The following is a 26,254-nucleotide window of genomic DNA, read 5'->3' as shown; positions in this document are numbered from 1 at the left end:
GCAGTTCCATTCACCAGTTCACCGGTGAACTCTACAATAAAAATTGTTAGCAATTAGCCATGAATACATTTAATTCAAAACTCAGACTACAAACATATTAGACTTCGTAGGTTAACTCAGATAACCTTTGGATCGAATATGACCAATCAATAGAATCTTTAAAGCGGAATTCCAAAGTGCGTGAACTATTTGACCTCTCCGAAAAGTATGGATTTAAAGCACCTTTAGTTTCGATTAGTAAAGAGTTTGATTTTAAGCAATTCATGAGACTATGCAATTCTCTCAATGTTTCACCAACATCAGCTACTGTAGCTTCAGATATTTTCATAGCCGCGCAAGGTTTTGATGAACTAACGGTCAGCCTCGACTATTTATCAAAAGAAATTAACCGAAAGGTTTCTAATATCCGACATCATTTGACGCTTTTAGAAAAGGACGCTCTTGTAGAAAGCGAGTTCATTACAACCGATCCAGTAAAAAAAAGACGTGGAAAACTGTTTAAATTAGTGGTTCCTCGCGGTGCAACGCTTTCTGACCTTACAACGATTGCCGAAGAAAACTCATATCCGCAAGTATCATCGAATACCGTTGAAACAATAAATATAGAAAGGTATGACGACAAGACACGCTTCATTGAATTGCAGATAGTGAGATATTTAGTAAAGGCAATGCGAACCAACCGCAAAGATAAAGCAAATAACATTGCCATTAAAATAAAACATGAAAATAAACTCAAACCCATTAGCATAACAGCAAGAGCGGAAGAGGGTAGGTTAATTTATCTTCCAGATATGAGCTACTACGCGGGAGCTATTACTTGGCTCATCACACATATAACTAACAAAATATCGGAGAAAAGCGCTATAGGTGAGACTTTTACCCTACCTTTAGAGCCCCTTATTTCTATAGCTAAAGATGTTCCTTTGACAGAAGCTTCCGCGGGCGGGTATATAAACAATGCTATCCAATCACTACAAAGAATTTCAGCCACTACTTTTGATATGCGTGATTTTTATGACGCAAAACATGATTCGATAAAAGATATAGAGCTTTTTTACAAGCTATTTAGATTGGAGGCGGTAGTTACTTACCAAGATGGAAAAAAAGTAGAAAAAAAAGCAGCTGTAATACAGTTCCCTCGTTCTACAGTACAAAATATTATTGCAGCGATAGAAAATAATGTTGCAATCAACGATATGTTGCTTATTGATAGTGATGTCTTCGCAACGAAAAATGAAATAGAAATTTTATTTGGTCTTTGGGCTAGAGAGCACCTTATTACCGGAAGACAGACACAACAAATCTATTCCTGGAATGAATTAAGAGAATCAGTGGCTCCATCATCAAGCTTAAACGAATTTAAACGCAAATTTTCTAATATGATTTTGGCTAATTCCGATCCCTCCTATAACGCAAAGATCAGTCCAGCTGTTGAAAATAAGATAGCAAAAAAAATTGGAACTAGCTTTCTTTCAGAGCAACGTAAAGGCGAACTTATTATTGAGTATGGTCGAGCAACAGTACAAGGCTACCTAATAAATATTGGTTTTTCAGAAGACCATGGCTATTCTGTCATTGCCTTTCGTCGTGATATGTCTGCGCTTCATATCCTGAGTAAAATTGAAAATAAAAGTTATTGAACCCAATCTAAATTCGGATCGAATGTTTACTAAAGTAAATCAATAACTAAGCATAGGATCGAATCTATATAAAGATCTCAAATAAATCGGGATCATTCTTGATCTATAGAGACATTCATATAAAGATTAGATCTGTTAAGGATACATCGGTTATTAAATCGAATCTTTAACCGGCTCATTGAAGAGCGAATGATCTTAGTTGGGAAGATAAGAAGCGCTAAAGAGACAAAACCCGCGAGTGTTGGCGCACTACACGGGTTTCAGGTTGTAACTTTTAGAACCGGTTACAATTTTATTCTAGCGGATTGACCGATCGCGTCAACTCCGTGAGCGTTTTTTATCAGCATTTATTAAAAATTGTTGGTAAAAAAATGAGTAAAAATACTAATTTTGTGTTCATGAGTACAGGCCTCTTTGAGCATCTCAGTGAAACAGAGGCTTATGTCTTTTCTTTCGTTTCGTATTTTGCGTGCGATGAGCAAAAAGGTAAACTTTTTAAGCGTTCGACAATAAGCCTGTGTAATAATCTTGGCTACTCTCCGAATACAATAAGATCCGCAATCAACAGTCTTGTCGAAAAGAAGTTCCTCGAGCATGCTGAGAAACCAGCGAATAAGACAAATAACTTGAAATATAGTTATATCGAAGAAGTATCTCATCACCTAACCATTGGGACTCATGAGTTCGCAAAAGAATTCTCTTCAGAATTAGCTGAACTCCTTTACGGGCTCAGAGGTGCGAAAAAACTGACTAAAAGACCGCTGAAAAACGTTTTCTTTAAAGTCTACGTAACAGCATTGCAAGCCAGTAAAAAAGGGGAGAAGTGGAAGCGAAATCAATCACGCCATCTGCACAAAGTGTTAGTCTTACACGGTTTTTTGCATAATAAATCTAAATGGAATGACAAGTATGTTAAAACCCCTCTAGCTCTGAGTGTTCCATATCTGTCAACGATGATGCAATGGTCAAGAAGCACAGTGAGGCGAGTTATAAACACACTTGTTGAATTAGGCTTTGTTAGCCTCAAGTTAGACACTAAAAAAGTTGTGTTTACGCGGGTAAAAATGGCTGAAAAAGTGAGGGCTGGGTACACAGCTCTCAGATCCACCTTAGTAAAGGCACAGTACGCCACGTTTATTCCGACTCAAGTAACAAAAGTTAGAAATGACGGTCTGAAAAGACCTGGAGCGTCCGCGACCCCAGCGGAACATTCAGCATTCCTCGCAGCAATGAAAAGCAAACATAGCTGTTAACGCAAAACCTATTTCACGAAGAATCCAGATGCTGGAGTTTTTTCGTGCCTGAAATTCAATATTCATCAATATATAACACGAAAATACCTTCACGACTGGCTCGTTGGCCCAAAATCTGCCTTATTTTCTGCCTATAGCTCTAGGTCAAGAGAGAAAAATACTAGAGATTACGATATGCCTATTCATCCGTGCTCATACTATTGTGAACAAAACCATCCATACGTTAATAGCACCATTGATAAGTAAAGAAATCCATTCAAAATAATATTGAGTCAAAACTATGCACATTAGAAATAGATAGAAAAAGTAATAAAAAGTTAAAGGGGGTAAACCCTATTTTAAAGTTATTTTTCTTATTGAAAGCGATGGTTATTGAGTGAACTGGAGTTGATGGGGTATACGTCAGCTAAAAATATATCAAAGCGGGCATTTCCTAGTAACGACTCTATGGCTGTAGAAAAACAAAAAAACTTAGCCAATTAAATCGTTTCCTATGTAAGAGGATTAAGATTATCTGCAATCAATTATTCATACATTAAATAAAGTACTGTTGTTGCAGACATCGTCAAAGACAAGGGAGCTTACAGCTAACATGCTCAGTATAGTCGATGTGTTAATATTCAACAGAACGGATTATTCAAATGGGATCAATCAGTATCTAATTTGGAAGGTGTGTGAGTTATAGGACAAAAATATTTCTATATATCTTTGCAAAGACTAACGTTATTAATGAAAACAGGAACGGGTTATGTTTTTTAGCACGATTGAATTTGACGAGCTTAAAGAATACAAAGACAAAGTAATGTACGTGTCAGGTTTTAGCGTAGTAGTTGTTTTGGCTGTTTTTTTTGCTTATGCATATCATTCCCCAGAAAGTGTGAATTGGGTCTGGGCAAGCGGTTTGTTTGCATACCCTGTTCTGCTAGGAATTCTTAATGACAAGCTCATTGAAACCAAGCCTAGCGTTGTTTGTGGTCTTTATTTAGGTTCGCTTCTCGCTTATACGATCATCATATTACTTGCGTTACTGCATTGGTTTAATGGAGGTGAAATAGGTGGAGAGTATGAGCCATTTCTTATAATTCTGGGGATAGGGGCGTTTGCTCTCGATTTCAGAATGCGGAAAACGTTCAAAATTAGTGAGTGATAAAAGCTCTCATCATGACTTCTAAAATAAATATTTGAAACACGATGAACTTTATAGGCCCTTTCATTATGGAGATATTGGTTTCGAAGCTGACGGAGAATTTGCAATTCAAACTGATGAAGAGCGAGCGGCCGTTGAGCACTCTGTAGTGATGGCTGATTCTGCTATAGCTGCTAGGGATGAGCATGATGATGTCTTGTCTGTGGCCATTAGAGGGCAAATTTTCAGAAAATTGGCGAGGACCAACAATAGGAAACAATCACAATGTGGTTCATTATAAACAAAGACAACCCTCCCAAGTTTTATACTGAAACTGGTTCACTGATTGAAGTACAGGGAATTGAGTGGACAAATGTGATCGTAACTACCGAGCGAACCTTTTCTTCATCACAATTTTTAGTTAAAGACAGCGACCAAGCGCTGTCCGTTTTACAAAACAGTCATGCGCAATGTTTCCAGTTGAAGAAAGATGCAAAAAAACTCGCTACCTCTTTAAATAATGGATGCTGGAAATATCTACAAATAAAATAGAAAGTAGGGTTTATCCCTTCAATGCCACGCTTTATACCAATTCAACCTGCTAAATTCCCTCCAATTTGTACTAGCGCGCTTATGTGCAACGTTATTCAAACCAGTAAAGAGAAGCATACCTGGTAAGGCCCACCAACATTCAGTGGCGGGGTAAGGAAAGTTAAGGCTGGTACTAGACGGATCGGTTATCCCTATTTGTTAGAAGTTCAAGGTGCCACCGCTATCGAAAATAACGAGTAAAAGCGTGAAAGAGAATTACAGTCAGTTGTTATGTGAAATAGGAAAGCGATTTGCCTTTATTGAAGCCAATTCTGTTGAACAAATAAATTTATGCAAGGAATTACGTCACAAAATTTATTGTGAAGAATTTAAATGGGAACCTGAAACTACTTCTGGATTAGAAATAAACAGCCACGATGAACTTGCAAAGTACTATCTAATGTTCGATAGAACAGAGGGTGAATTTATAGGAACGTTCAGAATTATCTTGGGTGCTGATTTGCCAATTGGTAAGCTCTTAGGGGAAGACCATATACTCCACCCGGCTCGAATAAATAACTACAGAAGCAACGGTGAAGTAAGCCGCTTTTCGTTACTCCGAAAATACAGAAACACCGGTATTACCCCCGCGTTAATTCTATTTGCTGGCTACACAGTCTCTTCAATGGGGTTGCATGGTGCATACATGGTGATGGAAAAAAGGCTTGCTAAGTTCATTACTTCAATAGGAGTTTCAGCGAGGAGATTAACTGAAGATATGCAGCTAAACGGCGTCCGTGCAGTGTATTACATCAGCTCGGCTGATGCTCTTACACCGATTGCAAAAGATGTGGGTTGGAACAATGAAGCTTTGAATAAGACATTTGAAGCATTCCACCTTAAGCGCGACATTACCGCCTAGTATAAATAAACAACGAATGGGGTTAAGGTCAATAAAGCCTATGCCCCTCAGAGGTAGACCATGCGATTTTCCATTTTAATTATGTTTGTAACACTATTTGTGATTGATGCTAGCAATGCTGAGACCTGGAGAGGACTAGAGGTTGCACCCGAGAACCGGTGCTCCCCCTTCGATAGGAAAAGCCAATACCCTTATCCCCAGTCTGTAGAAGATGAGATTGTCCGCTCAATGGGGGGGAAGGTATACGGCCCCTATACTGGAAGATACTTCAAGACAGATAGCGAAACAGATATCGAACATATTGTCAGTGTTTCTGAAGGGCATGATTCGGGCCTTTGTAAGGCTACACCAGAAGTGAGGATTGCTTTTGCTACAGACCCTCTAAATCTAACTCTAGCAGCCCCTAACGTGAATCGATGTGGTGCTGGTGGTAAATGTGGCTACGACGGCGGAGAATGGCTACCGGAAAGAAATAAGTGTTGGTTTAGTCATAGTGTTGTTGCTGTAAGAAAAAAGTACGGCTTAACGATTGATAGAGCAGAGGCAACTAGCCTTGAAGAGGTTATGAGTAACTGCTCAAGTTTTGAAATGGTCTTTGAGGACATACACACTGAGCAAATGGACTTTGCTGCTAGTGGCGCCAGTAACCCCTTAGAGCGGTATGACACGAACAACAACGGCAAGATTACCTGTGCTGAAGCTCGAAGTCATGGCATTACCCCTGTTAAAAGAGGCCACCCAGCTTATGAGTTTATGTATGACAGGGACGGTGACGGCATTGTTTGTGAGTAAAAAGATTAATTTATGTCTGAAGTATAGTGTTAAGTTAGTTAATTCGAGAACAAATTTTAAAACGGCTAGAAAGGAGTCAGCTGGTGGATAAATCACTTGCTAAAGGATTAGTGAACCGGATCATGCGCAAACTGCATCATCAGTTTAGTGAGCCGGACTTTGTGGTTCATGGTAGCCATCGCAAACAATGCAAGGCAGTACTTGCTAGGTGTAAGGAGCGTTCATCAGCCACACTGATTTCACAGCGCTTTAAAGATACAAAGAATTGGGAAGTTATATGGGGTGAATGGGTTTTGTTTTCTAGTAAGGCATCACTTAATGCGCCTCGCATGCCAATTGAAAGTTACGACAAAATTGCCTTTGATTTAACGTTTACTAATCCTAAAACGTCGATGGGCGCTGGCGTCTTCTTTGTAGAGCTTTCAAAACATTCGCTTGTAAGGCTCATTATGCGGTGCGGTCACGAGGTGAAAACGCCATCGGACCTTTGGAAATTTCTGCAGAGAATTACTCGCCAATTATTATTTGCCGCGCTTGAATTGTCTCGTTATAACAGTGGGGCAAACAATGAGGGGTATACACTTGATGAATACAAAGCGATTGCTAACGGTTTATCTCCTCAAACACAGCAATACATTATTATCGATGGCTTTTATATACCCTTAAGCTACACAATTAAGCCGAATAAATTCGGCGGGGTTTCTCGAGTAGTGACAGTGAAAACGTTTATGCCGGAAGAGTACGAAAGCAGTAAACGGGCATTGAAAAACGAAAAGCCCTTAACACCTGGGCGTGATTTTTTCGATTACACTGATGTATTTCCATTTTTGAAAAATAATATAGGGAGTTAGCTCCATCTGTTCAAAAAAAGAGCGGCATAACGCGCATAGTATCGTATAATAAGATTGAACGTTGAGAAGCGTCCGGCTATTTAAAATCGCAGTGATAAAAATTAAATAAAAATGAAAAAAGGGCAGTTCATAGCCCTCGCGTCAAGCGCTAACAGACATCTGGTGAAAACCATGAACTCTATTAGTTACGATTTTATTGAGACTATGTTCTCAGTTGAGCCAATAATTGCTTACCTTGTCATTGCATACTTTTATTTTAGTAGGTTATGCAAAACAATTGAGATGTACTGGCAAAGTAGAAAATAATCGCTGGTAATTTTTAGCTTTAAATTCCAAGCCCTCTTTATGAGGGCTTTTTTATATGTAGAAGCGGTGCTGGAGCGCTTGCTTCCGTGGCTATGTGCGAACCTGCGTTGAACAGTATTCCGAAGCTTCTTTGCGTTCATTATCAGAGTAAAACTCGCTGACAGTGCTGCCAAAGTAATTTGATGAGACTTTTAGGCCATCAGAAGAAACGGCGTCGAGCGTTAACCTGGTTCCATCTTGGATAAAGATAGTGTCTTCAGCGTATTTGACCTTTTGAATAACGTCCGCTGTTCCGTAGGAATAGCAAAAGTACCCGTTACCTGACTTATCGAAACTGAGGCTCGCGAGGTAAGGGCCCATGTTACCCGTCCAGAACCCAATGATTTGTGAGGGTGCTGGCTCAGCCTTTATCTGCACAAAATTGTTGTTAAGCATATCATCGACGGGAGACTGGCATCCGGCTAAAGCTAACGAGCCTAAAACGAGATATTTGCGTACATTCATAATCGTCCTTAATGTGAATAGGTGTGGTAGGTACCAGTGTAGTACGGAATGACCATAGTACGCGTGTTCCTGAAGAAAAAACACAACCACCTGCCAATCACTACGGCAACATACCCCTATACCGTCTTGCTAAACTTCCCGCAGCTTCGCTGCGGCGGCCGCGCGCTCCGCGCAGTTGTGCAGGTAGAACGTGAGAAATTGGCGAGCGAGTAGGTGAGGTAAGCGAAAGTGTGTCACAGGTAGTGGACAAGTAACGCACGTTTAGTATGGGGCAGGCTGGTGGATGTATAGTGGTGTGGGAGGTGAGTCTTTTTGTTGTGGGTGAGGCGTCCTCGTTTGTGCTTTAGTCAATGAGTCCGGCTAGGGTTCTTATGCTGGGTTGGTGAGAAAGGGTTTATTGGTTAATGGGGGGGGGGGGGGTATGTTGCCGTAGTAGTCACCCTAACCACTACTCTTCAAGTCTCTTTGCTCAATTAGACAAAAGTATAAAGTATGCTATATTTACAAGGCTACAAGTTGTCTATTGACAATCATTGTTTAATCCGCATCATTTTAGGTGCGGATTTTTTTACAATTGTAAATTGTCACTCTCTCTAAGCCTTTTATAGCTAGACTTATTTGGTTTATCTATCCTTATCTACAATAGTGTAAACACTGCCATATTTTTTTCTTTACGGTCAACATAGAGGAGCGTTCATTAAACGCATTTAGTGAAGAGTAATATCGATCGTCATAACTTCCATGTAGTTCTTAAGACAGACTCTCAATTAAAATATAACGAGATAGCGATATCAAAAAATAGAGTATAAGGAAGGTTTCGAACCACATTGAAGAAGGCAGTATTCGTTCAGTAGTTTTGTGTATTAAGATATGTACCCCCCTTTACAATTAACGTAAAATTATACTAACTAATATATTTTGACACCCTGTATTGGAGGTGAAAGTGGAAGGGAAACAAGTAGATGTCGTCCCGCAAGAACAAGGTAAGTCACATGGTGATAAACTAGTTTTAATTGTTGACGATGTCAACTTGATGTGTCATTTCTTGTACGAGACCTTAAAGCCAATCCCAAATATCGAAACCAGAACTACAGGAGACTTCTCTGCTGCTGAGTCAATTTTAGTTAATTCCCAAGTTGATTTGGCCATCATTGATATACATTTAAAAAACGCCTCAGGTCTGACGTTAGCAAAAAAAATTAGAGAAGGGCGTTACCTTTGTAGGCATGATATACCTATTTTGATTTTTTCGGGTAACACTTACAAAAAAGAAATTCAAATGTGCTTGGCTTACGATATAAGTGACATTCTAGCAAAACCTTTGAACGCCGGAACGGTGAGAGCTAGAGTTCGCAAAGCGCTTAAAAGAAATGTCCAATTAAAAAGCCCTGATTATTACAAAGCGATTGTGTCGACAAGTGGCGAAGCATATAAGACTGAATTTGCAGGGGCTTTTGTTAAAAACCTGCCTCCGCCTACTGCTAAGAAGAGAATTTCCACGAATCCAACTGATGAAGTCAAAAAACACTCATTTATTAAATGGCCGGAAGACCTTTCATCGGGATATCATCAAATAGATAGACGATTAAAACATGTAACATATCTATTAAATATGTTACACCATAGAAAGAGAACAACAGAAAAATATCCAAATATTGTCGAGGATATAAAAAATATTAGATTAGCAATTGACGATATACTTTATGTTGCAAAAGGATTAAAACAAAGCAACGCTGCAGATAGTATATGGCGACTTTTGTTTCAACGATTATCCGATTTTTCTAAGATAAAGTTGGAAACATTTGCAACAAAAACAAGCAACACTCATTACGTTAACAAGCAATTTAAGGAGGTTCGCTCTAAATGGTTGATTGTCTTGAGCAAGCCAGTTATGAAAGAAGTTCAAAGTGAAAAGCATAGATGATGTTAGGGGTCTAGAAATCATAGACATCAACACTTTTTTCTATAACTATGAGGGGCTGCCTCCTGAAGTACAGCGTGCTGCACTTTCTTCTTTCTTGCATGAGGGAGATGAATTCGTTAAAGAGATTCTTGACTCCGTAAATATTTTCGACAATGAATTAGAGAGAGCAACACACAGTTTGAAAACAATGAGTAAACTCATTGGTGCGATTCGAATCGTGAGCATCTGTGAATTGCTGGAACAGAAGTTGAGAGCGGGTGATGATGACGTTTTAAACCAAGCTCTTGCATACGAATGGGAAGTTCTTAAGAAACTGCTTGAAAATGAAAATTTTATTTTCAAGCATAAGTAGTGTGGGGAGGGAGAAAATGGTTCAAAATGAAATGTCCCATGTTAGATAAATTAATTTTAATTGTAGAAGATAACAAAATGGTATCCGATGTTGCCGCATATATTCTCAAAAGCAGTGGCTACGAGGTTATTGTTAAAGATGACTATGAAAGTGCAATCGAATGCCTTTCTACTCGAACAGATATATCATTACTTTTGACAGATATTATTTTGCCCAATGGTCGAAGAGGAACAGAAATTGCTGCGTTTGCCAGAGAAAAGTTCGCTAATTTACCTATTATTTTTACATCTGCGTTTTCAGATCAGCATTTAAATTTTTCTTCATCAACCTGCACTCATTTTATCCAAAAACCTTATAGAGCAAAACAACTCAAACAAACTGTGGATAACGTATTGTGATATGCCCTCACCACATTTTTTCCATGAAAAACATAGCGTAATTTATGCGTCGTTTCGTTCATTTTGCATTTGATGTAACCATTGAGCTATTTCATTTAACTCGAAAATATCGTCTGCCAAGTTGGCATCAATGGCTGCTTTAGGCATACCAAAAACCACCGAAGAGGATTCATCTTGTGCAACTACGTATCCTCCCGCTTGCTTTAAACTAGTGAGCCCCTTTATTCCATCATTTCCCATACCTGTCAGTATTAAAGCCAGTGATTTATCACCTAACGCTCTACCTACAGACTCAAACAGATAGTTTGCTGAGGGCCTGAACCCATTTATCGCTGGCGAACTACTCAAAAAAATACGCTCGTTAGAAGTAATTCCAATGTGGCTGTCATTTGTGCAGAGATAAACTTTACCACTGTAAATGCGCTCTCCCCCTTTGGCTACAATCACTTTTAGTTTCGTTACAGATTGCAACCATTCCGCAAACCCATTCGCAAAATCCGGTGCTATGTGTTGCACAAGCAAAATTGGTAGCGGAAAAGTATCGTCGAGATTGGTCAATATTTTTGCCAAAGCCTGGGGCCCCCCGGTTGAGGTTGCAATAGCAATAATTGAGTGCGTGCGCTTGATTTCTCTTTCAAGGTCTTTTTTTTGATGAGTTTTATACTTTCTTCTAAATTGTACGGTCTTTACATCTGATAAGGCTCTAATATGGTTTATGAGGTGTGTCACCTGTTTTTTCGAGTTACCGTGATTAAGGCCAGCAGGCTTTTCTAGAAGACCTACAGCACCGCACTCCAATGCTTTGATTGATAAAAATTTGTCTTGAGGATCACCTGTCGCCGTTATAATAATTATAGGCGTTGGACATCGGCTCATGATTTCGTGAGTAGCCGCAAAACCATCAACTTCGGGCATATGCAAGTCCATCAAAACAATGTCGGGCCTAAAATCTATGGTGAAATTTATGCCTTCTCGACCGTTTTTAGCAACAGCAACTATTTCAATATCATCGTATTCAGCAAAAATGAGTCCAAGATAAACGCAAACAGTAGGGGAGTCTTCAACTATGAGCAATCGAATTTTTTTCACTGGCCAATTAATCCTTTAATTATCTCTAAAAGGCCTGACTGATCAAACTGCCCTTTCTTCATATAAGCGTTAGCACCAGCCTCTAAACCTGCTAATTTATCACTCGAGTTTTCTCTTGCTGTAAGTAGGATTACCGGTATGCTTTTAAGAGCAGAAGTAGCTCTGATTTTTCGAGTTAACTCGAATCCATTCATAATGGGCATATCAACATCACTAACAACAAGGTCGATATTATTTGCGTGAAGGAGTGCCAACGCTTTTTCTCCATCTTCCGCAGACAACACTTTATAACCAGCCTCTTCCAGTATTGCGATTTCCAAAATTCTGGTTGTTATAGAGTCTTCTACTACTAACACAGTACGCGAGTTTTTATTAATAATATTAGTGTTCTCGGTAAAACCTCGGCGTGTAGGACTTGTTAAATTAAAACTTACAACGTGCGCGACATCAATAAGAAGAGCGATATCCCTGCCATCACGAATAGCTGCTCCGCTCAGACCGGGGCTTTCTCCAATCTGTTCAAATAGGGTTCTGACGATTACGGATTCTAGCCCTATTAACTGGTCAACTATGAGAACATATTTATGTGAATTGTGCTTTAAAACAATAGCTGCTTTAGCTAGGGTCGCCTTTCCAATGAATATTGGTGGTAGTTCAATGATAGGGTAAGTTTTGCCTTCTATCTCAATTAAATGGTTATGGACATTTTTATATTTGTATGATGAAGGTAGCGAGCAAGTATACTCAATATGATTGGGGTCTATTGCGATATTGGTATCAGCTACAGTTGCTATTAATACGTCGAAATTAGCTAAGTCTTGTGGGATAACCAAGTCAAATTGTATACCATTCCCTGGCGTCGACTCTACTGCGATGCTCCCCCTCATTTCCGAAATTGCACATTGGACAGCATATAAGCCAACCCCACGACCAGAGACTTTTGAGACTTTTTCACTGGTGGATACACCCGGCTGAAATAGTACATTCAGGTTGATATCGTCATTTAGGGACACGTCACCAAGCCCAACAATCGCTTTTCTTAAGCGATCGCGGTCGATACCTTTACCATCATCTGCATACAGTAACCTAATGTTCCGCCCTTCCTTGCGAACCTCAATTTCTATTTTACAGTGTGGGGCCTTCCCTTGGCGTACCCTTTCTTGGGTATCTTCAAAACCATGCTCTATTGAGTTTCTGGCTAAATGCATCAATACTGTTGTTAAGCGTTCAACGATGTATCTGTCAGTACTGTGATGAACTCCTCGAGCTTCAAAATTTACCGTCCGCTCCTCCGAACGAAGAAAAGCCTGTACCGGCTCGCACGCATCAGAGATAGGTTTCAGTCGAGATTTAAGAACAACTTTTTCTAGGGTTTTAAGTCGATTTTGTAATTCTGAGGATATTTTTTTTGTTTGCTCTTTAAGGGATGAAAGCATTTTACTTGCTTTGTCTATATCTTGTATAGCCTCTGTACGATTGGACGTGCAAAGATGAGATAAAACTTTTTCTACTTTCCCTATATTTTCGAGTACAGAGTTTCCCGAGCTCACAAGTAACTTAAGCTCCGACGTATTTGCCAGTAAATCATCAAGAATAAATGAGGGTAGGCGTATTGACTCGTTCGCATAATTGACCGCACCACGAACTAATGAACGCTGAGTTTCCTCTTCATCTTGTTGCAATGATTTACTTAAATCATTGTCTTTTGGTAATATTTGCTCTCCGCTGTTAGAATTTCTAAGTCTTTTAAGCGCTGTTAAGTTTTTTAGTGCAGTAGCTAAATCATCTTTGGAGATAAGCTTATCGGACTTTTTGAGTTCTGAAAGGAAACTCTCGAAAACGTGGCAAATATCCTCCACCTGACTATTTCCAACTGACCTCGCTGCGCCCTTTAAACTGTGAGCTGCCCTGAATAGCAAATTTAGCTTATCTTCATCTCGGCTATTGAATTTCATCCCTGGTATAACTTCGGACATCACTTGTAAATGCTCGTCCATTTCTAGATGAAACGTCTCAATTAGTCGCTTTTGAAGCTCCTCTTCATTCATGAGATCATCCTTTTACAATATCACGAAGCTTTGTTCCTAAATCCGATAAAGTCCCTGCTACTTGCTCATTTTGCTTCGAAGCGGATACAGTTTGCTGTGTAGCAAGCTTTACATCATCCATTGCTTGCTTAATTTGTGTTATTGCGTTGACTTGCTGGCCAGAAGCGGCAGATATTTGTATTGCTGCTTGAGCGTTTGTATTTATCGCCTCAACCAGGTCTGTAATTATTATTCCAGCGTTATTTACTGTCTCTGTAGACTCGTCTATTAACTTACTTTCCTGTTCAACGCCAAGCACGGCTTGATTAGCGGAAGATTTAATTTGTTCGAGTATCTCGTTTATGTCAGCCATGGACTTTTTCGACTCTAAAGCCAACTCTTTCACTTCCTTCGCTACCACGCTAAAGCCAAGACCATGTTCCCCGGCTCTAGAAGCTTCGATGCCGGCGTTGATACTTAATATATTTGTCTGTTCTGATATTTCTGATACAACTTCCACGATGTCGCCAATCGATTTCGCACTGTCAGCTAAGTCGAGTATCTTTCGTGCCATTGCATCGCTTTGTTCGCGTACACGCGCAAGCGCATAAACACTCGCTTCGACACCTTGAACACCATCTTGTCCCAACTTCGATGCGCTTTCCGCCGACTCGCTTACGATCTTAGCTTTGCTAGCGGTTTGATTGGCGCTTTGCAAAAGTTCTTCGACAGTTGAAGTCGTTTGTGCAATCGCTGCGGCTTGTTCTTTCGCACCAGCTGATTGTTGTGCTGTACTTGCTAGAATTTCTGAAGCACCACTTCCTAACGCCCCTACTGTCTCTCCCAAAGTCTTAAGCAGCGGTTTGGTAACCCATACAATTAAGCCTGCGGCAACCATGTAAATAAATACAAATATTATTTGCAAGTTATTGGCATAAGCAATCCTGTCTTCAGAGATATCATTAAAACGTGATATTGACGCCTGTATCCTTTCAATGAAAACGTCAGTCTCCTGAGTTAGCAACGCAATCATTTGAGTTTTTGAACCAATATTTTCTTCAGAGATCAGTTTTTGAAATAACGGTCTTGTGCGCGATTGCCACTGTTGCTCTCCTTCTTCTAGACGAGATAGTAGCTCAGGATCATCGGTGGGTTGGATACCCAGTTTTGGCTCTCCTTTTCTTAATATTTCAAAGCGAGCGTCAATTTCCCCTGAAAGTGAAGCTATTTCGCTTTCAAGTTTACTTGTTCTAGTATGCGCTGAATCATTTTGCTGTAGCTCCATCAGAGCCAAGTTAAGTTGTTTCTGCGCTAACGTACGCCCCCACCCATAAAGGTCTGCACTATTACTTAAGCCTTTCAGAGAGTTTACAGCCTGAATGCTAAGAGTTATTTGTGTGCCTGCTGTGATGAATAAGATACCGACGAGGAACCAAATTCTCTTCTGAAGACCCATCGATATCATTTTTACTTTTTTCACATCTTGCATACTTCCACCTTACTTGCTCTGTATCATCTTGTTATATTTATTAAAAAGTAATTTGCCATCAATAAACCAAATATTATTGTTTCTGGTTATCAGCAGCTCTTGCTCTATCCATTTTTCATTATCAGCTTCGGTAAAGATCAGTGTGGAATCTATTGTGATTAACTCCCCCACTTCGCAAAGGAATGCAAACCCTTTCTCGGCTTTTTGAAGTAAAAAAAGGCTTTCGGGCTGCTTTAACGCTTCATTCTCTTCTAGCTCAAGCCATTTAGATATATTAGCGATAGGAACTATTTTCCCATTCAGACTGGCTAGTCCGTTTACTAGTCCCCCGTTTAAACTTATTGATGTCGTGTGAGGCCGTTTGCATACCAAGCTAACAAGAGAATATTCAATAGCAAAAGTGTTTCCATGCAGAGCAAAAGTCAGCCAATAGTCTTTTGAAGCATCGCCTTCAACGTCAATTGGAGTGGCTAAGCGCTTTGTTCGTTCTCGCATTATCCTTCGCTCATTTTCACCAATCAGGTCACTCCAGTTATCATTGTTTGTCACGACTAACTCCCATCAATTTAATTAGTTCTTTATTTATCGCCTGTCTAAGATCCTCAAAATTATTTGTCTCTTTTGTAGTAGAGATTTCGCTGCTCGATAATATTTTATTGGCAAATAAGAATTGCTTTTTTGCTAAATATTTTTTATTCAAAGCTAAGTAACACATTGCTTTGAAATAGATATAAACAGGATGCACAGGTTCAAGGTACAACGCTTTAGTTAACGAATTCTCTGCTTCGGACAAGTTCCCCCCCTCCCATTGTTTCAATGCTTCCTGAAAATAAATTTCTGGTTCCATCGACACAGGAATTTTCGCTTTAATTAACTCGTGATTATGTGGGGTAAGCCCTAGTTCTTGTTCATTTTTTGATGTGTTAGTGTTTCTTGTATTTATAGAAAAGCGATGCGAGGCTGTCGGACTAGGTATTTTAGTCGCTCTGCGTAAAACACTAACTGAGCGGTCTATAGAGCTCGGGTGATAATGGTTAACATTTGAGGGTAATGTATTTCTTTTAAGTGTTACCGGTTTTTGAAAAACAAGGCCATCTGTCGTTTCTTTTGGCATTAATAAATCAAGATAAGTTGTAATTGGGTCGGAGGGACCTGGTATAAGCCATCCACCAGGTTTCAACATTTCAATCAATCGAAAAGCAAGGTCATTCGTATCCGCGGGTTGAAGATAAATCATAAGGTTACGACATAAAATAAAATCAAAACGGTTAGAATACTCACCACCTTCATATTCAGATGATTTCAACAGATTCTCACACTGAAACAGAGTTTGTTTCTTTACCTCATCTGTAACGCTGTGTTTACCGTTCTTATATTCCCTCAAATAGGTTGTAAGGTCAGAAAAGGCATTTATGTTACGAAGTGACCAAGATGAGTAATTACCTTCTTTAGCATTCCGAATATTTTCACTGCTGATGTCAATGCCTCTCACTGTGTATTGCACGCCTGCTTGTTCTAATAGCATCGAACAGCTGTACGCCTCCTCACCAGTTGAGCATCCCGCCGATAAGACTTCATATTGTTTTGTATTCCTGAGGTCATCACGCTCGACTTCTTGACGAATAAATACAAAGTGTCCCTCGTGCCTAAAAAAATACGTTTCTCCAACCACGAGTTTGTCTATAAGGCGCTGAACGGCGAGGGGGTTCGACTTCAACGTTAACGCTAAATCGGATTCTAATTGGATATTTTCCTGAATGGACCATTCTGATATCTTAATTTTTGCGTCCGCGACTCTGCATTCAGCAAGCCCTAAATTAAGAAGCTGTGAGATTTCTGCAAATGTTTCTTTTGAAATTGTGCCCATTAGTGCGTTTTTTCTTTAGAAGAATCATTCTCACAGTACTTATCAAACATTAGTTCGTAAAATTCCTCTTTAATATCGCTAGTTATCAATGTTGATAGATCACAAATTGAAACAGCATCTGAACTTAACTTCATTAAAAGAGGAGCACCATATTTTGTTGTCAACGTGTTCTTCTTATGCAGTTCAGACGCAACAAAACTGATTGTTCCAATTATCTCATCGATCATGATCGAGAATCTCATTTCATCGCACTTCAATACTAAAAAATAGTGTGAACGAGACACCGCTGAGGTTCCAAGACCAAGCCGTTTTCTTATATCGAATACAGGTATGAAGTTCCCCCTACAATTAAACGCACAATCAAAGTAATTATTTGTCGAAAGCGTTTCAATTACATTTACAGCAAGCTGTACCTCCACAACATGGTGAATAGGTATAGCAATCGCAAGATTTTTGACCTTAACTGAGAAAAACTCTTCTGTCTTTTTATTCACAATTATGTCTCGAATAACCACTGGAGGCAGACCTATACTTTAGTCGCACAATAAAGTAATGTAAACGGAACTCTCGTCAAGTAGGGGGATCCACCTATTTATGATAAATGATATAATTCAGATACTTAATTATATGCCGATTTCTCAGTAGGTTAATACTTAATCTAGTTGTGGAAAGCGTGAAATAGAGGGCGAAATTTGGACTCAGTTTTAATTTTAGATGATGAACCTGATATCGCACTGGCGTTCAGCCGTGTAGCAGAAACAGTGGGTTACAAGAGCTCTTTTACAGTAAACCCTGCCGACTTTTTAAAACGGGTTGTTGATGAGTGCCCATCCCATATTTTATTAGATCTTCAAATGCCGGATATGGATGGCGTCGAAGTATTGAGACATTTGGCAGCAATGGGGTGTAAAGCGAAGATAATCCTAATTAGTGGCTTTGATCCAAGGGTAGTAACCGTAGCCGCAAAACTTGGAGTAGAGCAAGGATTAACAATCTGTGAAGCACTGAGTAAACCACTGCCAGCCAGAGAGCTTAAGGCAATTTTAACTAAGTACCGTTCTATGTTCGACTGTAGCCCTGATGCTTTGAGAACGGCATTGCAAAATCAAGAGTTTTTTTTGAAGCTTCAACCGAAACTTGCTCTTAGAGAAAGAGTGATATCAGGTTTCGAGGCGCTACTTCGATGGAATCATCCTCAGTTTGGAGAAATTTTGCCAAACAAATTTATTCCTGAATTCGAAAAGCATAATTTATTCAAATTATTGTCAGATTATGTGGTAGAGCACTCATGTATTTCAGTTAAGAAAATAGACGCTTCTGGTTGTGTTCCAATTCAAACTTCAGTCAATATTTCTGCCGGCGACTTGAGTGATCTTGAGCTAGCGAACAGACTCAAACGTATCTGTTCTAGTAATTTTGTAGACCCTCGCCAAATAACTTTGGAGATAACTGAAACAGTGGCAATGGCAGATCCAGTCACTGCGATGGATAACCTGACACGTCTTAGGCTTGCTGGGTTTAAGCTGTCGCTTGACGACTTTGGAACCGGCTTTTCATCGCTAGCCTTTTTACGAAACATGCCCTTTAATGAGATTAAAATAGACATGTTATTTGTTAGAGAAGCACTGCGTTCAAAGAGTGACCAAACCATCATAAAAGCTATAAATTCTTTAGGTAAAGCATTCAATATGAGCGTTGTCGCAGAGGGTTGCGAAGACGCTGAAACCCTTGACCTTTTAGAAAAATTAGAGTGCGATTTCGCGCAGGGCTTTCACATTTCGCGTCCCCTGACTGTTGATGATGCTATCGAGTTTCTTCACAGTCACTCGAATTAGGAGCAAATAATGAACAACGACAGTGACTTGAGGCGATCAAACGCCAGCAGAGCGGATATTTTAGTTGTCGAGGATAGTCCTACACAAGCACAGAAATTGGCGTGGCTGCTGGAGCAAGCGAACTATAGCGTGCGAACTGTCTCAAATGGACGTGAGGCATTGCAAAGAATGAAAGTACAGTTGCCGGAGCTAGTAATAACCGATGTAGTTATGCCGGAAATGGATGGATATGAATTAAGTGAGACCATACGAAACGAATTTGGATTTGATGTTCCCGTAATGCTAGTCACAAGCTTAAAGTCCGCCAGTGATGTTTTACGAGGATTAAAAGTTGGTGCTGATAATTTTCTAACGAAGCCTTACCAAAATGACTACCTTTTAGACCAAGTAGATTACTTGTTATCAAACAGACGACTACGTGGTAAAAGGAAAATGGAACTCGGCATAGAAATTGAATTTGGTGGAGAGCGACATTTTATTACTGCGGACCGACAGCAGATTTTAGACCTTCTGATATCCACATATCACGAATCGGTCTATTTAAACCAAGAGCTTGAACACCAGTCAATGAAGCTGAAAAAGCAGCTCCAACTTCAAAATATTCAGATGAGACTTTCTAACGACTTACAAGCGTGTTTGTCAATAGAAGAACTATTTTGTACAGCCTCTAAATTACTAGTCTCATTAGAGCAAGTGGAAGCTGTATGGTTTTGCGAAGGGGTGGAAAATGACCATATCAAGGTTTTAAAAAGCACTCACCCTCACCTAAAAAGTGGAAAAATTGTACCTCAATGTACGTGTATGAAAACTGTGGCAAGTGACGCGGAAAACTCCCCTAAAGCTTGCTTATTGACAGAATCGCTGCAAAGTCAAGGGAAGCATCATTATCTCCCTTTAAAGTTCGATAAAGGACATGCTTACTCGTTACATTTTTTCTTGACTGAAGAAAGTATAAAGTACGAGGATTTATCAACATTTTTTGCTACATGTTTACAACAAATAGAAACTAACTTAGATCGTATCACTCTTCTAAACGCTCTTGAGAAAAAAGTAGAACTCCGTACAACCGAGTTAGCCAATTCCGAGAAGCGATTTCGTGCCATTAGTGAATCAGCGTTATTCGGCGTTGCCATCGTTAGCGGTGACTTAATTGTCGAGTTTTTAAATGATACCGCGAAGTCATTATTGAAATATCAAAATTTGCAAGACATTAAATTGCGGGAAGTCATTAATCTGAATACAATTCCAGCTACCTTTAATGAAGATATTGACGCATCGTGGATGGGACGTCCATTCCCCGGAGAGATGATAGATGCAGACGGAAATGCACTTTCTGCGCTGTTAATGTTATCACCATTAAACGATGATACACCGTCGTTATTGTTATCATTCATAGATTTAACTGACTTAAAACAAGCAGAGGACAAGCTAGCACACATGCAAAGGCTGGAAAGTGTTGCAAGTCTTTCTGGGGGAATTGCACATGACTTTAACAACCTACTTTCCATTATACTAGGCAGTACGGATACGCTCACTGATAACACAGCTACTCTTGAGGAAAAAAGGGAGGCCACGCAAAGTATTATAAGAGCTGCTTCTAGTGGTTCAGAACTATCTAACCAATTACTAACTTTTGCACGTCGAAAGCCTGTTCGTGGCGAGTTTATCAAGGTCAGCAGCTTCTTTACTTCCCTTAGCAAATTTATTCTACGGTTATTACCTACCAATATCCAGTTGAATTTCATCTGTGAAAACCCTGACCTAGAAGTATTCACAGACTATAGTCAGTTGGAAAATGTCTTCCTCAATCTGGCTATTAATTCGAGAGACGCAATGCCCAACGGAGGTCAGATAATAGTAAGTGCTGAACTTGCCGAAAGGATAAATGATGTTGAAACACTTACCGATTCTGCAATTAAAGGTGACTTTGTCAAAATGGAGGTTAAAGACAACGGAATAGGAATTCCTCCAGAAATTCAAGAAAAAATTATAGAGCCTTTTTTCACAACAAAAGAGGAGGGAAAAGGCACAGGATTGGGGTTGGCAATGGTGTATGGCTTTATAAAACAGTGTAACGGCTATATAAAGATCGAATCCAACGGTGAAGGTACTACTGTCACTCTGTTGTTACCGTTAGCTCACTCGATTGACGTTAGGTTGAAAGAAAATTCTCTTCTTACAAACGCCACTAATAGCAGCGGTGAGAGTATACTCATTGTGGAAGACAACGAAGAAGTTGCCTTAATTGTAAAAAGACACCTCACTGCATTGGGTTACAAGCCTTTACTGGCCACGAGTTTCCAAAAAGCGGAGTTATTGCTTACACAGAATTGTGAGGATATTGCGCTTGTGATTACTGACTACTTTCTCGATGGAAAGCATACTGGCGAAGAAATTGTCTCTTTAGTAGGTAAAGTCTCACCATCAATGCCAGTCATTTTAGCGACAGGGTCTGATTTTAACGGCTTTCAAGTATCAGGTAACAATCACTCAAAGTGTAGATTACTAAGAAAGCCTTATCGACGTGAGGAGTTAAATAACGTCATAAAAGAATTATTACCTAAAAGTTAGAACTGGATATGAAAAATGTTTCAACGACTTAAGTATTTATTGCTAACAAACAGGGGAAGGATGTGGTTAGTTTTTATTGCGACGTTGATTTTATTGTCTGCTGCTAGCTATTCAGTTTTTCAAGTTACCAAGTTAAGTGTAATTGAGGATGCGAAACACGACTCTCTAATCCATGTTCAAGCAATAGACCGAGAGGTTCGCTTTCTATTATCAGAAGCCAGCTCTGTTTTGCACATTCTCAGTTTAAGTACAGAATTACAGGGTGAGAGCTGTAAAACTATTTTGAACAGTACGCTTAACTCATCTTCTATTAATTCTCGCTTTGGTGGTATTGCCTTGGTAAGCGATAGTAAGCAAGTAGTTTGCAGCACCTATTCTGATAGCGAAGGAAAAGATTTAAGTTCGCTCAATCTATTCAACTTGGAGGCGGAAATTGGCCAATTGAACGTGGGACGGTTAAGGAATGGTGAACTGTCTGGTAGTCAAGTGATTCCTCTTGCGATTAAGTTTGTTAATAAGCAGGGCACGCCTTATTTTCTCGCACTAGCAATTAAAGTTGAGTCGTTATTCTCAATTCTTCAGCAACAACCACTGGACGAATATTCCGCAACATTCATCATCGATCATAACGGTATGATAATAGCATCTCGCCACCCCAAGGGAGCTAAATACTGGCAAGGCCGCTCTGTGTTGAAATCTCCACTTTACCAACAGGTACATTCCGAGGACATTGGTGCCAGAGTTGGGCCTGGCTTAGACAACATCACTCGGGTTTATGCGTTTAAGGAAGCGAGTTTAGACGGTATTCACATGCATATCGTTGCCACACAGGAAAGGCAAGCTCTACTCCTAGATTTCTTTGGTAAGTTGGGGGGCCCTATTTTCGTTTCATTGTTTTCAATGTTAGTTTTTTTAGTTCTGATGACAGCGCTTGTATACCTATTTTATTATAGAAGTATTCAAGCTCTAGTCGGTTACGCGTTCGATATTTCCCAAGATTTGAGTTGGGAAAACGAAAATCCCCCAGAGTCCTCACCGTTTACCAGTAACATACTGGAAGTAGAAAATGCGATCCTTCAGTTAAAGCACGCCAAGAGTTTACTCGAGAAACGCACCACTGAACTAAGATTTACACAGGAAGTTGCAGGAATAATCTCTTGGACATTTGAGTACTCAAGCAATGAATTTTTACTAAGTGGGCCATTTAAACTTGTTTTACCGGAGCTGGATATTAATTTGAAATCATTGGACGATTTATCCAAGTACTTAAGTTACCCCGAAAAGAAAAATTTTTCTAAGGCGTTGAATGAGCTTTTCAATAAGCATGAAGTATTGTCAATTGTTCTGCCGTGTCAGGTTCCCGCAAAAGGTGGACCTATAATTCATCAGATTAAAGTTTATGGCGAATTTATACAACGCGCTGATATTGAAAAACCCAAATTTATCGGCTTTATTCAAAACTTAACGTCCTATATTTCCGTCACAAAAAAATTGGAGCGAACAGAATATTTTTTAAAGGCATTACTTGATAACTTGGAAAGTAGCGTCATTGCTTGTAATGCGAACGGAGTAATAGAAGTTTTTAATTCCACTTCGGAGAAAATTTACCAAAAGTCATATTCTGCGATTCACGTCACTGAATTACCTAGTTATTACTCAATTCATGACTCCAGTGGCGAAAACCTTCTGAAGCCTAACGAGTTCCAACTACACCGAGCGTTGTTGGGTGAGTATATTTCAGATGAGCTTGTTACTGTAAAACCTAAGGGTCTAAATCCTAAAAATTTACTCGTTCAGGGACAACCTATACTTAACAGACAGGGGGAAAAAGTTGGAGCTGTGATAATTCAAACGGATATTACGCTCAAAATGGTTCGCGAACTAGAATTTAAAAAGCAAGAAGAACAATTAAGAACTGTTTTTAATTCAAGCTTTGACGGATTAATTCTTTGTACAACATCTGGTAGTATCATTCGAGCTAATGATGCTTTAGCACGTTTATTTGGAAAAGATAGAAAGATCAACGTTGGAGATAATATTCGCAATTTATTCAGAGAAAAAGAATGGCATTCATTGCTAAATAATATGGTTAGCGTCGCTGATAATAATGCACAGACCTCTGAACTCAGCCTATTCTCGAATGAAAAAGTTGACATGACGATAGAGGTAAGATGCGCAAAGCTTCAAAATGAAAAAGAAAACTTATTATTATTCGTTATTCGGGATATATCCCAGAGAAAACAAGCTGAAGAAAAAAACATATCCATTCAACGTGTTGAGGCTGTTTCTCAGTTAACGGGAGGGATAGCCCATGACTTTAATAATCTACTTCAAGTGATATTTATGAACCTAGATTTACTTGAATGTGAGCTAGAAGGCAATAAGGCTGTGATGCCATTTATTGAAGCCTGCCTAAAAGCGGCTACTCGCGGGGGGGTGTTAACCAAACATCTACTATCTTTCACCAAACAGCGGTCAATGTATTTAAAAGCCGTAGAATTAAACAGCTTGCTCAGCGAAATTAGCGAGTTTTTCTTAGCGCTTTTCGACAAAAAACACAAAATTGAGTTAAGGCTATGTGATGAGCCAGTGCTAATTGAAACAGATGAAGCTCAATTTAAAATGGCATTGACCCATTTGGTAATTAACGCGTCTGAATCCTTGAATGGAAGTGGCACCATCCAAATAGGAATATTAAAGGAAAACAACGTCGATAAAACTGTATCAGAGTGCCTAATTTTCGTCTCAGACAATGGTCAAGGAATGTCAGGTGATACCGTTAAGCGAGCTATTGAGCCATTCTTCACAACAAAAAAAATTGGTCAAGGGTCTGGGTTAGGGTTATCAATGGTGTACGGGTTTGTGAAACAATGTTCTGGTGATTTAAAGATTGAAAGTAATCTGGGGGAAGGAACGAGGGTTACAATGACCTTTCCACTGCTACCCTCAACAAATTAGATGAAATAGCCTTTTCAGCATTAAATAGCTCCGCTACAGAAACAGGAAGAGACTTCCGTGATAATATATCCCCATAGCGCTTCATAATAACTTGCCAAATTTTACATAACCCTTGTTATGAATTTCGACCGTAGAGCAATAATTAATAAGAGTAATTCCTTTGATTTTTTCCGATAGAGTCGTTTGTAGGAGTAGGAGGGAAAGGAGTAGGGAGCTGCAATCACTGGTTATCTAAGCAAGAATCAATAGCAGATAAAGTAGTTCGACCTTCTATGGTAAGCTGAATCGACCAGATTGGTCAAATTACAATTCAAACACTATTTATAACTAGCTAAAAGCAATGGCGCTGTTCACCCGTCTATCACTCGCACGAGCGCCACTAGACGAAAACCAAAGGACAATAGTTACTACCCAGTAAACCCAACTTATTTAGCTGAAAAATCACTTCAAAAACGCTAGTATCGCTAGTGTTACAGTTAAGGTAATTTTCCCCTTATGATAAACGTTGACCAATACCCAGTTTTAAAGTCTCTCTTATGGGATATGCAAAATGTTTCTGAATTATCAGAGGCTGATGCATACCTGTATTACGAGAGCAGGTGGCGATTTGTTGATGAAGCTGAAATGACCCAAGCTGAACATGCACTTTTACAGGAACTGATTAAGACAGAAGGAAAGGGCGTATTTGTGCCTAGTGGCTAGGTTATGTGGTAGAAGAAAATGCGATATAACACCGTTCATAAGGCATTACTTCAGTTTGATAGAGCATTCTTTCTTGAGAATAAAGTTCTATTCGAGGGAAACACACGCATTGCCAACCAATTTTATGATCAATTTCGGGCGCATACATCGGTTGGTTCTTAGACTATGGCTGCGAAAAAGGTTAATCTGATCTCCAATAAATATTGTAAATGTAGTATCAAGGAATGATTATGAAAAGCATGTTACTTGTTTCCCCTTATTAATCGGAGGATGTGCTTCTGAAAATAGCTCTCCGAAAGCGATACTTATGGATTTAATTGAGCAGAAAAACCCAGTAGCTATTTATTGGGTAAACAGCTTTTCTGGTTCTGGTGCGAAGTTCAAATGGCACTATCCAACAGACGAATACAAGAGCCTCAACAAACTAAATGAAGCATGCAACATATGGTTTGAAAACTCATCACCCGATATCAAGTCAACTCTTATCAGCGCATTGGAAGATGATGCTAGGGGGGCAACCTTACCTGAAATAGCGAATACGCTTGAAACACTTTCGACTGACGCAGACATCACTAAATACATGGACTATTTTACAGCTAGCTATACATTCTTTGTAAATCCGTCCTACAAAACTAAACAGCATTTTATGAATACCGGTATCTCAGATTCAGCCAGAGAAGACGCGCGCAAGGTAACTAAAAAAAACGCTTCAAACGAAAACTTTATTGCCTGCTCCATGTTCTCCCCGCTTTTTGGGGCAATTGGATATGAAGGGTTCGCGAAAGATACGTATAATAGAACGGCGAACGTATTATCTACCAAGAACAGGAGAGAGTTGTTAGAGAAAGTGCCGGATTTCTAGGTTCTTCACTTCATTGATATCTATTGAAGAGACTGAATGTGCTCCCTATAGACGACAATTCGCCGCTTTATTCCCATTATATCCTCTTGTTAATTGCGTTCTATTGTTAAAGTGGAATGGATCAATCCAATAGCTGCTTCTATTGATACAACAATGTCGTCATGACTTATTATGAATTTTTTTTCGGTAGGGTGCTGTAACATTAGCAAGTTCGTTAAGACTACCTCCGCTTGCTCAAACCGCTTCATATCTTCT

22 protein-coding genes are annotated in these 26,254 nt (G+C 39.5%); 15 read left to right on the top strand and 7 right to left on the bottom strand.

The features are described 5' to 3' along the window. The first annotated feature begins 176 nt into the window (after positions 1-176). From GTH32_RS12725 to GTH32_RS12695, 7 genes are all read left to right on the top strand, one after another. Positions 177-1,640, top strand: coding sequence for a hypothetical protein (locus GTH32_RS12725; protein WP_039235165.1), 1,464 nt, complete (start codon positions 177-179; stop codon positions 1,638-1,640). Positions 1,641-2,011: 371 nt separating this feature from the next. Further along, positions 2,012-2,893, top strand: a complete 882-nt coding sequence (locus GTH32_RS12720; RefSeq protein ID WP_049587421.1) for a helix-turn-helix domain-containing protein — start codon at positions 2,012-2,014, stop codon at positions 2,891-2,893. 748 nt (positions 2,894-3,641) lie between these two features. Beyond that, positions 3,642-4,040, top strand: coding sequence for a hypothetical protein (locus GTH32_RS12715; protein ID WP_049587426.1), 399 nt, complete (start codon positions 3,642-3,644; stop codon positions 4,038-4,040). Between the two features lie 264 nt (positions 4,041-4,304). Then, the gene (locus tag GTH32_RS12710; RefSeq protein WP_049587429.1) at positions 4,305-4,571 is read left to right on the top strand and encodes a hypothetical protein; all 267 of its coding nucleotides are present in this window, start codon (positions 4,305-4,307) and stop codon (positions 4,569-4,571) included. Positions 4,572-4,815: 244 nt separating this feature from the next. Then, positions 4,816-5,472, top strand: coding sequence for an acyl-homoserine-lactone synthase (locus GTH32_RS12705; RefSeq protein ID WP_049587430.1), 657 nt, complete (start codon positions 4,816-4,818; stop codon positions 5,470-5,472). Between the two features lie 60 nt (positions 5,473-5,532). Then, a complete protein-coding gene (locus GTH32_RS12700) occupies positions 5,533-6,264 on the top strand; it encodes an excalibur calcium-binding domain-containing protein (protein WP_049587432.1) in 732 nt (243 codons plus the stop codon). 83 nt (positions 6,265-6,347) lie between these two features. Further along, positions 6,348-7,115 carry a hypothetical protein gene (locus tag GTH32_RS12695; protein ID WP_049587434.1) on the top strand — a complete coding sequence of 256 codons (768 nt, stop codon included), beginning with the start codon at positions 6,348-6,350 and terminating at the stop codon, positions 7,113-7,115. A gap of 396 nt (positions 7,116-7,511) precedes the next feature. Here GTH32_RS12695 and GTH32_RS12690 read toward each other — a convergent pair whose 3' ends face one another. After that, positions 7,512-7,925 (bottom strand): J517_1871 family lipoprotein, encoded by a 414-nt coding sequence (locus tag GTH32_RS12690; protein WP_246223245.1) that lies wholly within the window; start codon positions 7,923-7,925, stop codon positions 7,512-7,514. 943 nt (positions 7,926-8,868) lie between these two features. Here GTH32_RS12690 and GTH32_RS12685 point away from each other — a divergent pair. The 3 genes from GTH32_RS12685 to GTH32_RS12675 are packed head-to-tail and all read left to right on the top strand — an operon-like array spanning position 8,869 to position 10,599. After that, a complete protein-coding gene (locus GTH32_RS12685) occupies positions 8,869-9,849 on the top strand; it encodes a response regulator (RefSeq protein ID WP_049587438.1) in 981 nt (326 codons plus the stop codon). Continuing rightward, entirely contained in the window at positions 9,833-10,201 is a 369-nt protein-coding gene (locus GTH32_RS12680) for an Hpt domain-containing protein (protein ID WP_049587440.1), read from the top strand. The genes GTH32_RS12685 and GTH32_RS12680 overlap by 17 nt, the downstream gene beginning before the upstream one ends. Positions 10,202-10,239: 38 nt before the next feature. Beyond that, on the top strand, positions 10,240-10,599 hold the full coding sequence (locus GTH32_RS12675; RefSeq protein WP_049587441.1) for a response regulator: 360 nt from the start codon (positions 10,240-10,242) through the stop codon (positions 10,597-10,599). A 42-nt stretch (positions 10,600-10,641) separates the two neighbouring features. Here the strand turns inward: GTH32_RS12675 and cheB are convergent, their stop codons facing one another. From cheB to GTH32_RS12645, 6 genes are read right to left on the bottom strand one after another with little or no spacing between them, the layout of a single operon-like run. Then, positions 10,642-11,688, bottom strand: a complete 1,047-nt coding sequence (gene cheB, locus GTH32_RS12670; RefSeq protein ID WP_049587443.1) for a chemotaxis-specific protein-glutamate methyltransferase CheB — start codon at positions 11,686-11,688, stop codon at positions 10,642-10,644. Next, positions 11,685-13,736, bottom strand: a complete 2,052-nt coding sequence (locus GTH32_RS12665) for a hybrid sensor histidine kinase/response regulator (protein WP_049587445.1) — start codon at positions 13,734-13,736, stop codon at positions 11,685-11,687. The genes cheB and GTH32_RS12665 overlap by 4 nt, the downstream gene beginning before the upstream one ends. Positions 13,737-13,740: 4 nt before the next feature. Beyond that, positions 13,741-15,204: a methyl-accepting chemotaxis protein gene (locus tag GTH32_RS12660; RefSeq protein ID WP_163086225.1), complete on the bottom strand. Its 1,464-nt coding sequence runs from the start codon at positions 15,202-15,204 to the stop codon at positions 13,741-13,743. 9 nt (positions 15,205-15,213) lie between these two features. After that, positions 15,214-15,753 (bottom strand): chemotaxis protein CheW, encoded by a 540-nt coding sequence (locus tag GTH32_RS12655; RefSeq protein WP_163086223.1) that lies wholly within the window; start codon positions 15,751-15,753, stop codon positions 15,214-15,216. Beyond that, entirely contained in the window at positions 15,740-17,071 is a 1,332-nt protein-coding gene (locus GTH32_RS12650) for a CheR family methyltransferase (RefSeq protein WP_163086221.1), read from the bottom strand. Before GTH32_RS12650 ends, GTH32_RS12655 begins: the two co-directional genes overlap by 14 nt. Next, positions 17,071-17,565 carry a chemotaxis protein CheW gene (locus tag GTH32_RS12645; RefSeq protein WP_163086219.1) on the bottom strand — a complete coding sequence of 165 codons (495 nt, stop codon included), beginning with the start codon at positions 17,563-17,565 and terminating at the stop codon, positions 17,071-17,073. The genes GTH32_RS12650 and GTH32_RS12645 overlap by 1 nt, the downstream gene beginning before the upstream one ends. A gap of 198 nt (positions 17,566-17,763) precedes the next feature. On the opposite strand from GTH32_RS12645, the gene GTH32_RS12640 reads away from it, so the two are divergent. The 5 genes from GTH32_RS12640 (at position 17,764) to GTH32_RS12620 (ending at position 25,999) form a co-directional block, all read left to right on the top strand. Beyond that, the gene (locus GTH32_RS12640; RefSeq protein WP_163086217.1) at positions 17,764-18,906 is read left to right on the top strand and encodes an EAL domain-containing response regulator; all 1,143 of its coding nucleotides are present in this window, start codon (positions 17,764-17,766) and stop codon (positions 18,904-18,906) included. A 9-nt stretch (positions 18,907-18,915) separates the two neighbouring features. Further along, complete coding sequence (locus tag GTH32_RS12635) at positions 18,916-21,477, top strand: response regulator (protein ID WP_163086215.1); 2,562 nt, start codon at positions 18,916-18,918, stop codon at positions 21,475-21,477. Positions 21,478-21,537: 60 nt separating this feature from the next. Continuing rightward, positions 21,538-24,435, top strand: a complete 2,898-nt coding sequence (locus GTH32_RS12630) for an ATP-binding protein (protein WP_049587458.1) — start codon at positions 21,538-21,540, stop codon at positions 24,433-24,435. A 495-nt stretch (positions 24,436-24,930) separates the two neighbouring features. Then, positions 24,931-25,137, top strand: coding sequence for a hypothetical protein (locus tag GTH32_RS12625; protein WP_049587460.1), 207 nt, complete (start codon positions 24,931-24,933; stop codon positions 25,135-25,137). Positions 25,138-25,444: 307 nt separating this feature from the next. Continuing rightward, on the top strand, positions 25,445-25,999 hold the full coding sequence (locus GTH32_RS12620; protein WP_163086213.1) for a hypothetical protein: 555 nt from the start codon (positions 25,445-25,447) through the stop codon (positions 25,997-25,999). Positions 26,000-26,254 lie beyond the last annotated feature (255 nt).

It is taken from the genome of Alteromonas profundi (assembly GCF_010500865.1).
GTDB classification, from domain to species: Bacteria; Pseudomonadota; Gammaproteobacteria; order Enterobacterales; family Alteromonadaceae; genus Alteromonas; species Alteromonas profundi.
Note: the sequence above shows the minus strand (reverse complement) of the source record. Positions and strands in the feature narration are given on the sequence as shown.

Coding starts and splice junctions, on each gene's coding strand:
- GTH32_RS12650 (WP_163086221.1), bottom strand. CDS start 17,071: ATGGGCACAATTTCAAAAGAAACATTTGCAGAAATCTCACAGCTTCTT.
- GTH32_RS12660 (WP_163086225.1), bottom strand. CDS start 15,204: ATGCAAGATGTGAAAAAAGTAAAAATGATATCGATGGGTCTTCAGAAG.
- GTH32_RS12630 (WP_049587458.1), top strand. CDS start 21,538: ATGTGGTTAGTTTTTATTGCGACGTTGATTTTATTGTCTGCTGCTAGC.
- GTH32_RS12665 (WP_049587445.1), bottom strand. CDS start 13,736: ATGAATGAAGAGGAGCTTCAAAAGCGACTAATTGAGACGTTTCATCTA.
- GTH32_RS12625 (WP_049587460.1), top strand. CDS start 24,931: ATGATAAACGTTGACCAATACCCAGTTTTAAAGTCTCTCTTATGGGAT.
- GTH32_RS12720 (WP_049587421.1), top strand. CDS start 2,012: ATGAGTAAAAATACTAATTTTGTGTTCATGAGTACAGGCCTCTTTGAG.
- GTH32_RS12620 (WP_163086213.1), top strand. CDS start 25,445: ATGGATTTAATTGAGCAGAAAAACCCAGTAGCTATTTATTGGGTAAAC.
- GTH32_RS12690 (WP_246223245.1), bottom strand. CDS start 7,925: ATGAATGTACGCAAATATCTCGTTTTAGGCTCGTTAGCTTTAGCCGGA.
- GTH32_RS12710 (WP_049587429.1), top strand. CDS start 4,305: ATGTGGTTCATTATAAACAAAGACAACCCTCCCAAGTTTTATACTGAA.
- GTH32_RS12700 (WP_049587432.1), top strand. CDS start 5,533: ATGCGATTTTCCATTTTAATTATGTTTGTAACACTATTTGTGATTGAT.
- GTH32_RS12675 (WP_049587441.1), top strand. CDS start 10,240: ATGTTAGATAAATTAATTTTAATTGTAGAAGATAACAAAATGGTATCC.
- GTH32_RS12635 (WP_163086215.1), top strand. CDS start 18,916: ATGAACAACGACAGTGACTTGAGGCGATCAAACGCCAGCAGAGCGGAT.
- GTH32_RS12715 (WP_049587426.1), top strand. CDS start 3,642: ATGTTTTTTAGCACGATTGAATTTGACGAGCTTAAAGAATACAAAGAC.